Below are 13594 nucleotides of genomic sequence, written 5' to 3'. Positions count from 1 at the left end.
CCCCGTGACCCCCGAAGCGGAGGAGATGGCGCCTGGGCCCCCCGGCCCCTCCCGCGCCGGGGCCGCCCGGGCGCGGCGCCGGAAAAGCAACCGTTAAGCCCGGCAGCCCCTCATGCGGAACCATGGCCGCCCACCGGATGGTCCTCCTCGCGGTCGTCGCCCTCGTGGCGGCGGGCTGCCTGGATTCCTTCGCCCCCGGGCTCGCGAATTCGGCCTCCGCGCCCGGGTCGAAGGCGCGGGATTACGTGTCGGACAAGACGTACAAGAAGATGGTCGTGGAGATCCACCACCCCTCCGGCGCGGGCCCGAACGCGGAGGCGCTCGCGGCGTTTCAGCAGACGCTGAACGAGGTCCTCGACAAGGATTCGATCCAGATCCAGACGCACCAGGACGTGCCCGCGGGGAACGGGAAGAAGTACGGCTGGAAGGAGATCGCTTCGCTCGAGTCGAAGGTCCGCAAGGGCTTCACGGGCGGCGACACCGCGGTGCTCCACATCCTGTACCTCGATGGCGGATCCGAGGACGACAAGAGCGACTCGGCCGTCCTCGGCGCGGCGTACGCCGGGTCGAGCCTCGTCATCTTCAAGGGCAACATCCGGAAGGCCACCTCGGGCGACGGCGGCCTTCTCACGCTCCCCGGCTCGAAGGCGGAGGAGCGGTTCGTGGAGCGCGCGGTGCTCATCCACGAGCTCGGCCACGCGCTCGGGCTCGTGAACCTCGGCACGCCGATGCAGCGCAACCACGAGGACGGCGAGCACAAGGGCCACTCCTCGAACCGCCAGAGCGTCATGTACTGGGCCGTCGAGAGCTCGGCGGGCCTCGCGTCGCTCCTCTCGGGCGGGAGCGACATCCCGTGGAGATTCGACTCGAACGACAAGGCGGACCTCGCCGCGCTCAAGGGGACGTGACGCGGTGCCGTCCAACCCGGACGGCCTCTACGAGGAGGCCCTCATCATGGCCACGAACAAGAATCTCGTGGACGTGGAGACGCTCCTCGCGTGGGCGCGCGAGAGCGAGAACCTCCGCGAGCGCATCCGGAACATCGAGCAGGCGCTCGGCCTCCTCGCGGACGTCCGCGACCAGTTGAAGACGCTCGACCTCGCGCGCCGCGGTCTCTGAACGAACGCCGATCCCGGGGTCGTTTCCGTTAAATACCGCCCCGCCTTAGTGAGCCGCGGTGCCCCCCTTGGCCGAGCCCGCCCCCGACGTCCACGAGAAGCTCATGGCCCTCCTGAAGCGCCGCGGCTACCTCGCTCCGAGCTACGAGATCTACGGCGGCGTGGCGGGTTTCTTCGATTACGGTCCGCTCGGCGCGGGGCTCAAGACGAACCTCGAGAATCTCTGGCGCTCCCTCTACGTGCACGGCGAGGGCATGGCGGAGATCCAGTGCCCGACGATCTCGCCCGAGCAGGTGTTCCGCGCTTCCGGCCACCTCGAGAAGTTCGCGGACACGGTCGTCGAATGCGCGCAATGCGGCGGCGGATTCCGCGGCGACCACCTCCTGAAGGGCGAGTTCAAGCGTTTCCTCGACGGGGCCGCGGCGGCGCTCGCGAAGTCGAAGGCCATCGACGCCGCGACGCGTTCGATCGTCCTCGCGACGCTGACGCCCTTCTACGAAACGGCGCGCGCGAGCGCCGATCAGGACCCGTCGCCGGAGAACGTGACGCGCCTCATGCGCCCCAAGGAGGACCGCAAGACGGAGGCTGGCCCGCTGACGGGCGCATTCTCGACGTCGCGCGTGGCGCTTGCCGTCGCCGGAAAGCCCGTGTACGAGGCGACGCTCACGTGCCCCGGGTGCTCGAAGGCGTTCGACGAGCAGACGAAGATCACCGCGTTCAACCTCATGTTCAAGACCCAGGTCGGACCCGGATCCGGCCGCGCCGGGTATCTCAGGCCCGAGACCGCGCAGGGCATGTTCATGGACTTCACGTGGCTCTACCGCTACTTCCGCGAGGAGATGCCGTTCGGCGCCGTCCAGATCGGGAAGGCGTACCGCAACGAGATCAGCCCGCGGCAGTCGCTCCTGCGCCTCCGCGAGTTCCACCAGATGGAGGCCGAAGTCTTCTTCGACCCGGAGAACAAGACGTGGCCCCGGTTCGAGGCGCTCGCCGGTCGCGAGCTCGCGCTTCTCACGCGCGAGGCGCAGGAGCGCGGCACCGAGGACGTCGTGCGCCTCCCGATGGGCGAGGCCGTCGCGAAGGGAATCATCGCGAACGGCGCGCTCGGATACTTCATCGCGCTCACGGATCGCTTCCTCGATCTGGCCGGCGTCTCGCCCGCGAAGCTGCGCTTCCGTCAGCATCTTTCGACGGAGAAGGCGCACTACAGCACGGACACATGGGACGCGGAGTTCCTCTCGCCGCGCTTCGGCTGGGTCGAGATCGTCGGCATCGCGGACCGCACCGACTACGACCTCAAGGCGCACGCGCGCGTTTCGGGCGCGAATCTCCTCGCCCTGCGCCGATTCCCCTCGCCGCGCGACGTCGAGGTCAATCGCGTCGTGCCGAACGGCGCGAAGCTCGGCCCGCTCTACAAGGGCAAGGCCGGCGCCGTGATGGAGGCCGTGAAGGCCTTGAGCCCCGACGCGATCACGCCGGGGCAACCGATCCGCGTGAGCGCGGACGGACAGGACTACGAGGTTCCCGCGGATGCGTACCGCGTCGAGCGCATCACGGAGCGGTTGGACGGCGAATCGTACGTCCCCCACGTCGTCGAGCCGTCGTACGGCATCGACCGCATCTTCTACGCGGTGCTCGAAGGCGCGTACGAGGAGAAGGAGTGGGCGACGCTGAAGCTGCCCGCGCGCGTCGCGCCCATCAAGGCGGGCGTTTTCCCGCTCATGGCGAAGGACGGCCTCGATGTCGTCGCGAAGAAGATCGACGTCGACCTGCGCGAGCGCGGCGTGCTCTCGCAGTACGACGACGGCGGCTCCATCGGCCGGCGCTACGCCCGCGCGGACGAGATCGGCGTCCCGTTCTGCGTGACGGTGGACTACGACACGCTCTCGGAGAAAAGCGTCACGATCCGCGACCGCGACTCCGCGGAACAGAAGCGCATCCCGCTCGACGCCGTCGTCGACGCGCTCGAGCGCCTCGCGCGCGGGCGCGCGACGTTCGCTGACCTGTGACCCCGAGGGTCCATCGCGGACCGTTCATGTAGAAGGTCGGAAGGCGCGATTTGCCGTCTTCATTCCTGGCGAGCCCGTGTCCCGCGGCGTGACTCGTTCACGTCGATGCATACGGTCTCGTCATCAAATCAAGCGATGGACGACAGCTTGTATCATGCACCTGTGGTGTGTGGATGTGTCGCCCGCGGCGCAGGTCGCGGGCGCGAAAAGGGAGGTTGCGAAGCATCCGCGCGAGCGGAGGCTCCGCATCTTCGCAGTGAACGGAGGAAAAACAAATGAACAAGACCCTTGCGCTCGCGCTCGTCGCGATCGTCGGCCTCGGGATCGCCACGGCGGCCCCGGCGCCCGCCGAGGACGCGCTCCTCGTGCTCGACCTCGAGAACGACCTCTACGTGACCGAAGACGGCCGCGTGTTCGAGGAGACCGGCCAGGAAGCCGGCCTCCAGACGACCGGCGGCTGCCACATCGACGGTTACGAGGAAGACGGCATCACGCCGATCTGGCACTGCTGGGACGCCGACACGGACGTCCTCGCGTGACCACGCCCCCGCGGAGGGGGCCCCGCCCCCTCCGCGCATCTCCTTTTTTGTCCACGACGCGCCGCCGAGCGGAAATCGCGGCGGTCCCGGCCCGTTCGACCCCGGTGGCGATCCGTCACTGCCTCGGGTGACGGGGAACCCTTCCTATAACCTCCCGGGAACAGGTGACCGTTCCCCTGTTGCCGGGGATCATGGCCGCAGGCTCCGCCCGCGGCGCTGGAGAGTCAGGTAGGTGTTGCCACAGTGAAACCCAGGACGTTGTATGCGCTCGTCGGAGTCGGTCTCTTGGTCTTCGGGACCGTTTCGGTCTCGGCCGCTCCGAAGGATCCCACGATCGTCTACCAGATCGGAAAGGACGACGACCAACGCATCATCTACGTGATGAGCGACGGGTCGCTCTGGGAGGAGAACCACAAGTGTCGTGGCCTCCAACTGAAGGACTTCGTCAACATCAAGACGAAGAAGAAGTGCGAGAAGGACAACCTTCTCGGATCGTGAGCATCCGTCCGCCGGCGGGCGCTCCGCCGGCTTCCGTTTTTCTCAATCTCTTCGCCGCTTGAGCGCGCGCGCCGCGCCGAACAGGACGAGGACGAGCATGGCGATGCCCGGGTGCGGGAGACGGCCGGCCTCGACGCCAGGCCGATCGTCGACCGGCGGGCGCGGATTGTCCGTGTTCTCGTCGCGCTTGACGGCCCCGACGACGAGGTTCCAGCTCGCCGCGCGCTCGCTCTCCGCGCCCCGGTCGTCGCGGACCACGAGCTTCGCGGTGTAGCTGCCGTTCGTCGCGTAGGTGTGCTCGACGGTGGGCGTCTTGACCCACCCCGTCGTGACGCCGTCCCCGAAATCGAACGCGTACTCGACCACGCGCCCGTCCGCGTCCGTCGAGTAGGAGGCGTCGAAGGTGATCTTCTCGGCGACGCGGAGCGTCGCCGCCGTCGCGGTCAGCGACGCCGTCGGTCTCGCGTTCGCGACGGCGCCCGGGGCGGCGCTCGCGGGCCCGGCCGCGGCGCTCTTCCCGGCCGCGTTCGCGGCTTCGACGAAATAGCGGTACGTGAGGCCGGCGACGACGTTCGCGTCCTCCCAGCTCGTGGCGGTGAGGCCCGAGGCGACGTAGGCGGCCTCGGCGCCGGGGGCTTCGCGCTTGACGAGATACTGGACCGCGGGGGCGCCGCCGCCCGACACGGGCGGGTCCCACGTGAGCCGCACGACGCCGCCCGACGCGTTCGCGACAAGGTTGCGCGGCGCCGTGGGGCGCTCGAACAGCGGCGCTTCCGCGACGTTCGACGGGGGACCCGCGCCGGCCTGGTCGGCGGCGCGGACGTAGTAGCGGTAGACGCGGCCGCGTTCGAGCCGCTCGTCGGTGTAGGCGGGGTCGTGGACCGTCGCGATCCGCGCGGGGGCGGCGCCGTCCACGCCGCGATGGACGTGGTACGAGACGCCGGGCCGATCGACCGCGTCCCACGTGAGGAACACGCTCGTGCCGGCGACCGTCGCCGCGAGGCGCGTCGGCGCCGGAGGCGTCGCGGCCGCCGAACCCGTCGCGGCCTCGCTCGCGGGCGAAGGACCGCGGCTGTTGACCGCGACGACGCGGTACGTGTGGTTCACGCCGTTCACGAGGCCCGCGTCGCGGAAGCCGTTCTCGATGCAGCCGCCGCTCGCGTCGCCCGGGCACGTCGCGTGCGGACGGCCCGAGGCGTCGGCGACGTCGCGGTAGATCCGGTACGCCGCGATGGGAAGGCCGCCGTCGTCCGCGGGGGGCTCCCACCGCACGAGAAGCGCGCGGTCGCTTGGGAAGACGGCGACCGCCCGGGGCGCGGAGGGCGGCGTCGTGGGCGAGCGAATCTGGACCTCGCCGCCTGCGCGGCTTTCGCCCTTCTCGTTCGTCGCCGTCACGCGGTAGGTGTAGAGAACGCCCTTCGCGGGCGGCGTGTCGCGATGGGTGAGCGCGCCCGCCGAGAGGGTCGCAAGCAGCGTCGTGTTGCCGCTCGGATCGATGCGATACGCTTTGTAGCCGGTGATGGGCGCGCCGCCGTCGTAGAAGGGCGGGGACCACGAGACGAGGATGGTTTCGCCCGCGTCGGCGCGCACGTCGCGCGGGGCGCCGGGCTCGGTGGCGCCCGCGACGAACTTCACGATGTCGCGCATGCCGTTCTCGTGCGAGGCCGTGTCGCGACCGCCGAGGACGTACACGTTTCCGCCGACCTCGGCGGCCGCGGCCGCGAAGCGGGCCCCGGGAAGCGTGAAGGGAAGCGCGAACGCCTCGTGGCTCGAAGGGTCGAAGGCGTGGATGGCGGCGGTCGGCGTCCCGTCGGCCTGCCGCCCGCCGAATACGTAGATCATGTCCTTCGTGTCGGGCACGAGCGCCGCGCTGTGGTACTGGAGGCGCGCGGGGAGGCGCGCCTTCGGCTTCGTCGCCGTGAGGTTCTCCGCGTCGGTCGTTGGCAGGTAGACGCGGATGATCGTGTCCACGACCGTCGATTGCGTCGACGCGCCGCTTTCGGCGTCGGGCTCGCGCGTGAGCGTCGCGAGGCCGCCGAAGAGGTAGGCATAGGGGCCCGCGACCGCGACGCCCGCGTCCTGCAGCGGATACGGGAGCGCGCCCGGGGCTTTCACGACGCGCGAGCCGACGGACTTCGCGGGCGAGAACTCGTAGATCTCGTCGTTGCGGCCGATGTCGGTCGGCTTCTTGATGTCGAACTGGAAGCCGCCGAACACGTACGCCTTACCGTTGTAATAGGCCGCCCCCGTGCCCCAGACGGGGCGCGGCAGGCGGTCGACGAGGAGCGTCGGCGCCTGCGAGGGGTTCTGAGGATCCCATTCGACGATGTCGGGGAGGGACTGGGGAACGGGGCCCTGCGAGCCGTCGGGGAAGGTCGCGGTCACGATCACCGCGCCGCCGAAGACGTAGATCTTCGACCCGCTGTAGACCGCGGACGCGCTCTGCCGTCCCGCCGGACCCGCGGTGGACGGCGGAAGACGGGCGACGACCTCGCTCTTGCCGGTCGCGGGGTCGAACTTCACGATCTCGTCGAGGTACGAGGTGTGGCCCGTGCGGCCGCCGATGAGGTAGATGAAGCCGTTCGCCTGGACCGCGGCCGCGCCGAGGCGGGCGGTGGGGAGCATATGCTCGGTCGAGGCGCGCGCGCCCTCCGCGAAGGGGGCGAGGACCGGGAGGGCGACCAGGAGGAGGATCGCCGCGAGGCCGAGCGGACGGAGCCGCCCGGCTGGGCGGGGGACCATGGCTCGATGACTCAAGCCCGCCATATATAAGGCTTCGGAGCCTGCCCGTCACTTCAAGGCTGCGGTGATCGCCTCTCGGAGAACCTCGAGCCCAGCGTCGATCTCCTCCGCGGACACCACGAGCGGCGGGATGTACCTCAGGGACGACTTGCCGCACGGCAGGAGCACGAGGCCGCGCCTGAACGCTTCGTCCGCGACACGGTCGCGGAGCTTCGCGTCGGGCTCGCGCGAGGCGCGGTCCTTCACGAAGTCGGTCGCGAGCATGAGGCCGAGGCCGCGCACGTCGCCGATCGCGTCGTGCTTCGCCTTGAGCGCGTCGAGACCTTCGCGCAGGCGCTTGCCCTGCTTCGCGGCGTTCTCGACGAGGCCGTCCTTTTCGAGGCAGTCGAGCGTCGCGAGCGCGGCCGCCGCGGCGAGCGCGTTGCCGCCGAACGTGTTCGAATGCGCGCCGGAGACGTCGAAGTCGAGATCCGCCCGGGCGACCTGTGCCCCCATGGGGACGCCGCTCGCGATGCCCTTCGCGAGCGAGAGGAGGTCGCTCGCGACGCCGAAATGGTCCTGCGCGAACATCTTGCCCGTGCGACCGAAGCCCGATTGGACCTCGTCCGCTGCGAGAAGGATGCCGTGCGCGTCGCAGAGCTTGCGGAGCGCGGGCAGGAACTGCTTGGGCGGCACGACGTAGCCGCCCTCGCCCTGCACGGGTTCGACGAAGAGCGCGGCGATCTCCTCCGCCGGAAGCATCGTGGAGAAGAGGTTCTCGACGTGGTCGATCACGCGGTTCACGAGCTCCGCGCCGTCGGCGTACCCGTCGATGCCCCACGGGTTGCGGTAGGGGTTCGCGTACGGAACGTGCGTGACGCCCGGCATCGTCGGGAAGAATCGCTGCTTGTGGACGATCTTCGAGGCCGTGAGCGAGAGCGATCCCATCGAGCGGCCGTGGAAAGCGCCCACGAACGCGATGAACTGCGGTCGGCGCTTGTGGTAACGCGCGATCTTGATCGCGGCCTCGTTGCTCTCGGTGCCCGAGTTCGAGAAGAAGACCTTCTTCGCGAACGCGCCGGGGGTGACCTTCGCGAGGCGCTCGGCGAGCTCGACCTGCTCGCGGTAGTAGTAGTCGGTGCCCGCGTAGTGGATGAGCTTCGCCGCCTGGCGCTGGATCGCCTCGACGACCCGCGGGTTCGCGTAGCCCGTGTTCACGACGCCGACGCCCGAGGTGAAGTCGAGGAAGCGGTTGCCGTCCACGTCCTCGATCCACACGCCCTCCGCCCGCTCCGCGACCACGGGCGCCGTCTTCGTCGTGGTCATGAGGGCGGCGGTGTCGCGCGCCACGATCGCTTTCGCGGCGGGGCCCGGGGGCGGGGTCTTGATGAGCGGACGGCGCATGGTTCCCAGGAGCTTCGGCGCGAGAATGAAGCTTTGGATTTCGTAACTTCGAAGTTCCGTCGACTGGACCTGTTCGAGTCGCTTGCGGATTTCCGCGACCCCCTGCGAATTCCGTCAGAGTCCGTAGAGCTCCGGCCGGAGCCGGGGCAGGAGCGCTGCGAGGACCGCGGCGGTCGTGAGCTCCGTCCGGTCGAGCGCGCCGCGGCTCAGGAACCCCACCGCGCCCTCCTCGCGCCCGAGCGTCGCCCGGTCCGCAAGGCGCCCGAGCGCGTCGCCCACGCTCTCGCCGTGGCGGAGCGCGCGCTCGAGGACGAACGGCGGATGCTCGAAGCCCGGCCCGTGTCCGCGCGTTGCGCGACCCGCTCGGTCGACGACGACGCACGCCTGCACGTCGAGCCACGCGTTCAGCACGTGGTCCCACACGAGGCCCGCCTCGATGCCGACGCCGAAATCGAAGTCGCCGGCCGCTTCGAGCGCCGCGCGCGCCCGCGACTCCGCGCCGCGCCACGTCTCGTCGTTGAACGGCTGCTCGGGGACGTCGGTCTTCACGGCGACGCCGCGCACGTCGCCGCCGCCGAAGGCGCGCTTCCACGCCTCCGCCGTCGCGGCGACCTTCACGGGGTTCTCCGAGCCCACCGCGACGCGCGCGGGACGCTGGAGCCGCCCCTCGACGTCCACCTCGCCCGCGCGCACGCGCGTCGCGCTCACGGGCCGTCCGTCGTCGGCAAGGATCCACGGCGCGATGAGGATCTCGAGCGGGGCGAGGCCGAGCCCGGCGCGCGAAGCGTTGATCGCCTCGGCGGTCCGCGCGGTCTCGCGCGTCGCGACGATCGCGTCGAACGCCGGCTCGAGGGCGCGACCGACGGGGTCGGTGATCTCGGCGACCTCCGCGCGGGGGAGCCACCCCATCGCGTCGAGCCAACGTTCGAGCGCGGCCTTCCGCTCCGCATGGGGCCGCACCTTGCGCGACCGCGAGGCCTGCGCCATGGCATCGCTCGTGACGCCGATGAAAACGCCCTCGTCGCCCGCGGCGAAGGCCGTCTCGAGGAGCGCGCGGTGCCCACGGTGGAGGACGTCGAAGGTGCCGCCCATGCAGACGCGCGTCACGCCCGGGCGAACGCGGTCGCGCCTCAAAGGCTTTCGGACAAGGGAAAGGATGATGCGCGTCCGGCGCCCATCGCGGCGCGTGCGCCGTTCGAGCCTCGTCGCGCTCGCGCTCGCCCTCGCGGGTTTCGCCGCCCTCGCGAAGGGCGTCCTCGACGGCGACGTCCGCGTGACGCTTCTCCTCGTCGTCCCCGTCGTCCACGGCGAGGGGCCGTGGGCCTTCGCCGGGATGCTGCTCCTCATGGCGGCCTTCGTCGCCTTCGCCTTCTCGCGCGTGGCGGCTTCCCCCGCCCCGGAGGACCGCGCGCCGCCCACGGACCTCCGCCCAGGGGAATCGCCCCGCGAGGCGCGGGGGACGAAGGGCGGGGGCGTGGTGCTCCTGGGGCCGATCCCCATCGTCTTCGGCAACGACCCCCGCCTGCTCCTGCGCCTGGTCCTTGCGACCCTCGCGCTCGTCGTCGCGGTCGCCCTCGTCCTCTGGGCCCTTCCGCGGGCGTGACGGGTCGCATAGCCTATAGGGCGGAACGGGAATCCCCGCGCGCCCTGCCACCTTAGCTCAGACGGTAGAGCGTCTGACTTGTAATCAGAAGGTCGGGGGTTCGATTCCCCCAGGTGGCTTCGTGACGCGGCGCATCGTCGTGGTCGGAGCGGGTCTCACGGGTCTCGCCGTCGCGCAGGGTCTTGCGGAGGCCGGTCTCGACGTCGAGGTCGTCGAGGCGGCCGCGCGCGCGGGCGGCGCGATCGCGACGGCGCGCGACCGCGGCTATCTCGTCGAATCGGGGCCGCACGCCTACCTCGACCGACCCGCCATCGCGCGGCTCGTCGAATCCGCGGGCCTCGCGCGCGAGCGGCGCGAGGTCCGGGACGGGCTCGCATTCATGCTTGCGCGGCGTGGCACGTTGCTCGCCGTCCCCTCGACGCCCGCGGGGCTCCTGGCCTCGCCGATCCTGCCGCTTGCCGCGAAGGCCCGCGCGATCCGCGCCGCGAAGGCTGCGCGCTGGTCCGGAGGCGAGGAATCCCTGAGGGCCTGGGCGACGCGCACGTTCGGGGAAGCGGTGGCGCCGATCGCGGATGCGGCCGCGGTCGCCCTCTTCGCGGGCGACGCCGAGCGCCTCTCGGTCGACCACGCCTTCCCCCCGCTCAGGGATCTCGGCCGTCGCGGCGGGGATCCGCTCGCCTATTTCGCGTCGCTCAGGAGGGAAGCGCGGTTCGTCTCGCTCGAGCGCGGCCTCGGCTCGCTCGTCGAGGCGCTCGCGGCCATCACGCGGGTCTCGCTCGGCGAGGAGGTTCTCGCCCTCGAGAAAAAGCAGGAGGTCTTCTCGATCGCGACGACGAAGTCCACGCGGAAAGCGGACGGCGTGGTGCTCGCGATCCCGCCCGGGCGCGCCGCCGCCGTGCTCGGCGCCGCGTGGACGCCGCCGCGCGAGGCCTCGATCGCGGTGGTGGCGCTCGGCTACGACGCCGGCGATGCGCGACGGGTCCAGGGCCATGGCTACGTCGCGTCCCCTTCCGAGGGACGGTTCGCGCTCGGCGCCACGTTCGACTCGCATCTCCTTCCCGGCCGGGCCCCCGCGTCGCGGGTCCTCGTCCGCGCGTTCGTCGGAGGCGTGCGCCATCCGGGTCGCGCGCGCCTCGATGACGCGACGCTTCGCGACGAGGTGCACCGCGACCTCGCCTCGCTCGGCCTCGTCGCGGGAGAGCCCCGCTTCTCGCGCGTCGTGAGGCCGCCGCCGGTTCCGCAGATCGAGATCGGCCACGGCGCGCTCCTTGCGGCCGCGCGGGCCGCGGAGGCCCGGATGCCGGGGCTCGTCGTCACGGGGACGGGTTGGCGGACCCTGACGCCCGACGGTCTCGCCGCCGAGGCCGAGGCTGCGACCGCCCGGGTCCTCGCCCAAGCCTGACGGTCCTCGGCGACGCCTTTAAGTCCGCCGAGCGCCCAATGTTCCTTGTGAGAATTCTCCGTCGCGCATCGGCCCGCTGGGCGTCGCTCTCGTCGCTCGCGCGACAGCGCATCCTCCTCGGCGCCCTTGTCGCCGGGGGCCTCGCCGCGCGCGATCTGCTCCTCCTGGGTTTCGCTTCGAGCCTTTTCGCGCTCGCCGAGCTGATGCCCCGCGCGGCCCGGCCGGCCCGGCCCCGCCCGTCCGCCTGATCAGCGCAGGCGCTTCGTCTCCTCGAGGTCGAGGCGACGCTCGATCGCCGCGAGCCGCTCCCGCATCTCGTCGAGACCCGAGAGCATCGTCCGCTCGAACGGCGTGAACTCGGTGTTCGAGAGCACGCGGTGCGCAAGCAGCATCCCGACGAACGCGCCCCCGATGACGCCGAACACGATGAGGATGATGGCGCCCACGAGGTTCGCGAGGACGAAAACGCCCGTCGAATCGAAAGGCGGAACGCCCAGATAGACAAGGAGCGTGAGGCCCGCGAGCAGGCCGAGGACCGTGAGGATCGCGATGTACGTCTTCGGGACCCTCACGACGTCACCCTCGCCTTGTCGAGGATCATCTCGAAGGGCAGCGCGAACGTGCGCGGCTCCTCGGTCACGTTCTTCTTCTCGAGCCATGGCGCGATCGAGACGCGGTCCCGGTCCACGTCGAGGTCCACCATCCCGTTCCACGCGAACCGCGACTCTCCCGAACGCACCGTCGCCGTGAGGAAGAACCGCGTCGCGGGCGTCGTGAGGTCGAGGCTGTAGCCGAAGGAGCGCTGGCCGAGCGTCTCATTGTCGAGCGCGATCGTGATCTGGTCGTAGGCGCGTTCCCCGAACGCGCTGTGGATGTAGAGTTCCGTCATGTTGTCCACGGTGCGGTCCAGGACCAGCTTCGGCGCGTGCAGGTTCGGGTTCGTGACGGGCGCCTCGGCGCATCCGGCGAGGGGGGCGACCGTCGCGACGAGGAGGAGCCAGGTGATCCTTCCCCGACGCATGGGCGCCGAACCCGTCTCGGCCCTCTTATGGCTTTTGTCACGCCCTTCGCCGCTCGATGACGACCTCGGCGAGGGCGACACGGCCCCCGGGGATCGGCGGCGCGCGCTTCGCGACTCGCACCTTGACCTCGGCCGAGAAGCCGAGGGCGGCCCGGGCGATGGCCTCGGCGACGGCTTCGATGAGGTTGAACCGCCGATCGCGGACCGCCGCGACGATTGCCGCGTGGACGGCCGCGTAGTCGACGGCGTCCTCGAGCCGGTCGCTCGCTCCGGCCGCCCGCAGGTCGGCGAGGCATTCGACGTCGACGACGAGCACCTGGGGGACGTCGCGCTCGTCGGACGTCGCGCCGACCCGGACCGCGAGCTCGACGCCCCGCAGAGCGACGCGGTCCGTCACGGCGTCGCCTCCCGCGGCGTGAGCGCGTCGGCGACGGCCGAGGCGCGTCGCGCGGCCTTCACGTCGTGCGTGCGGAGGATGGCCGCGCCGCCGAGGATGCACGCGGTCTCGGCCGCGACGGTCGCTTCGCGGCGGTCGAGGGGAGGGGGCGTCTCGCCGCCCCGCTCGGTGAGGCGCGCAAGGAAGGATTTTCGCGAGACGCCCATAAGAACGGGGAAACCAAGCGACGTCAGATGGGGGAGCGCGCGGATGAGGGAGAGGTTGTGCTCGAGCAGCTTCCCGAACCCGATGCCGGGATCCACCGCGATCGCGTCGCGCCTCACGCCCGCGGCCGTCGCGGCGAGCGCGCGGTCGAGAAGGTGCTCGCGAACCTCCGCGACGACGTCGTCGTAGCGGGCCGCGGCCTGCATGGTCGCGGGCGACGTCGTCGGCATGTGCATGAGCACGACGCCCGCGCCCGCCGCGCCCGCGACGTCGAGGATGCGCGGGTCGAGGCGTCCGGCCGTGACGTCGTTCACGACGTGCGCGCCCGCCTCGAGCGCGGCCTCCGCGACAGCGGCCTTGCGCGTGTCCACGGAGAGCGCGAGTCCCGGCATCTCGCGGGCGAGGGCGCGGATGACGGGGACGACGCGCGCCTTCTCGTCCTCGGCGGAGACGTCCGCGGCGCCGGGCCGCGTCGACTCGCCGCCGACGTCGAGGATGTCCGCGCCGTCGCGCGCAAGCCGTCGCGCGTGCGCGAGCGCGGCTTCGGCCGTCGCGTGCGCGCCGCCGTCCGAGAACGAGTCCGGCGTGACGTTGACGATGCCCATGACGAGCGTGCGCCGGCCCCATTCGAGCCGGAGGTCGCGGCAGCGCCAGAGCCTTTCCACGCGCCCGGATGGG

15 protein-coding genes and 1 tRNA gene are annotated in these 13594 nt (G+C 71.1%); 9 read left to right on the top strand and 7 right to left on the bottom strand.

What is annotated here, in order from left to right; translation table 11 throughout:
* Positions 1-122 precede the first annotated feature (122 nt).
* From VM889_02805 to VM889_02785, 5 genes are all read left to right on the top strand, one after another.
* Positions 123-908, top strand: a complete 786-nt coding sequence (locus tag VM889_02805; protein ID HVL47463.1) for a hypothetical protein — start codon at positions 123-125, stop codon at positions 906-908.
* Between the two features lie 4 nt (positions 909-912).
* Entirely contained in the window at positions 913-1119 is a 207-nt protein-coding gene (locus VM889_02800) for a hypothetical protein (GenBank protein ID HVL47462.1), read from the top strand.
* A gap of 67 nt (positions 1120-1186) precedes the next feature.
* Positions 1187-3127, top strand: coding sequence for a glycine--tRNA ligase (gene glyS / locus VM889_02795; GenBank protein HVL47461.1), 1941 nt, complete (start codon positions 1187-1189; stop codon positions 3125-3127).
* A 275-nt stretch (positions 3128-3402) separates the two neighbouring features.
* The gene (locus VM889_02790; GenBank protein HVL47460.1) at positions 3403-3666 is read left to right on the top strand and encodes a hypothetical protein; all 264 of its coding nucleotides are present in this window, start codon (positions 3403-3405) and stop codon (positions 3664-3666) included.
* Positions 3667-3951: 285 nt separating this feature from the next.
* On the top strand, positions 3952-4164 hold the full coding sequence (locus VM889_02785; GenBank protein HVL47459.1) for a hypothetical protein: 213 nt from the start codon (positions 3952-3954) through the stop codon (positions 4162-4164).
* Positions 4165-4206: 42 nt separating this feature from the next.
* Here the strand turns inward: VM889_02785 and VM889_02780 are convergent, their stop codons facing one another.
* From VM889_02780 to yjjX, 3 genes are all read right to left on the bottom strand, one after another.
* On the bottom strand, positions 4207-6906 hold the full coding sequence (locus tag VM889_02780; GenBank protein ID HVL47458.1) for a kelch repeat-containing protein: 2700 nt from the start codon (positions 6904-6906) through the stop codon (positions 4207-4209).
* 48 nt (positions 6907-6954) lie between these two features.
* The gene (locus VM889_02775; protein HVL47457.1) at positions 6955-8289 is read right to left on the bottom strand and encodes an acetyl ornithine aminotransferase family protein; all 1335 of its coding nucleotides are present in this window, start codon (positions 8287-8289) and stop codon (positions 6955-6957) included.
* A gap of 114 nt (positions 8290-8403) precedes the next feature.
* Positions 8404-9396, bottom strand: a complete 993-nt coding sequence (gene yjjX / locus VM889_02770; GenBank protein ID HVL47456.1) for an inosine/xanthosine triphosphatase — start codon at positions 9394-9396, stop codon at positions 8404-8406.
* A gap of 79 nt (positions 9397-9475) precedes the next feature.
* Here yjjX and VM889_02765 point away from each other — a divergent pair, with 79 nt between their 5' ends.
* From VM889_02765 to VM889_02750, 4 genes are all read left to right on the top strand, one after another.
* A complete protein-coding gene (locus VM889_02765; GenBank protein HVL47455.1) occupies positions 9476-9892 on the top strand; it encodes a DUF131 domain-containing protein in 417 nt (138 codons plus the stop codon).
* Between the two features lie 46 nt (positions 9893-9938).
* A tRNA-Thr gene (locus VM889_02760) sits at positions 9939-10011 on the top strand.
* Positions 10012-10013: 2 nt separating this feature from the next.
* The gene (gene hemG, locus VM889_02755) at positions 10014-11294 is read left to right on the top strand and encodes a protoporphyrinogen oxidase (GenBank protein HVL47454.1); all 1281 of its coding nucleotides are present in this window, start codon (positions 10014-10016) and stop codon (positions 11292-11294) included.
* A 47-nt stretch (positions 11295-11341) separates the two neighbouring features.
* On the top strand, positions 11342-11542 hold the full coding sequence (locus tag VM889_02750) for a hypothetical protein (protein HVL47453.1): 201 nt from the start codon (positions 11342-11344) through the stop codon (positions 11540-11542).
* Here VM889_02750 and VM889_02745 read toward each other — a convergent pair whose 3' ends face one another.
* From VM889_02745 to folP, 4 genes are read right to left on the bottom strand one after another with little or no spacing between them, the layout of a single operon-like run.
* On the bottom strand, positions 11543-11866 hold the full coding sequence (locus VM889_02745; protein HVL47452.1) for a hypothetical protein: 324 nt from the start codon (positions 11864-11866) through the stop codon (positions 11543-11545).
* Complete coding sequence (locus VM889_02740; GenBank protein HVL47451.1) at positions 11863-12315, bottom strand: hypothetical protein; 453 nt, start codon at positions 12313-12315, stop codon at positions 11863-11865. Before VM889_02740 ends, VM889_02745 begins: the two co-directional genes overlap by 4 nt.
* A 37-nt stretch (positions 12316-12352) precedes the next feature.
* Positions 12353-12712: a dihydroneopterin aldolase gene (gene folB / locus VM889_02735; GenBank protein ID HVL47450.1), complete on the bottom strand. Its 360-nt coding sequence runs from the start codon at positions 12710-12712 to the stop codon at positions 12353-12355.
* The gene (folP, locus tag VM889_02730) at positions 12709-13581 is read right to left on the bottom strand and encodes a dihydropteroate synthase (protein ID HVL47449.1); all 873 of its coding nucleotides are present in this window, start codon (positions 13579-13581) and stop codon (positions 12709-12711) included. Before folP ends, folB begins: the two co-directional genes overlap by 4 nt.
* Positions 13582-13594: the final 13 nt, after the last annotated feature.

The organism is Candidatus Thermoplasmatota archaeon, from assembly GCA_035540375.1.
Taxonomy (GTDB): domain Archaea; phylum Thermoplasmatota; class SW-10-69-26; order JACQPN01; family JAJPHT01; genus DATLGO01.
The sequence above is the reverse complement of the archived record's forward strand: the minus strand, read 5'-3'. Positions and strand labels throughout refer to the sequence as shown.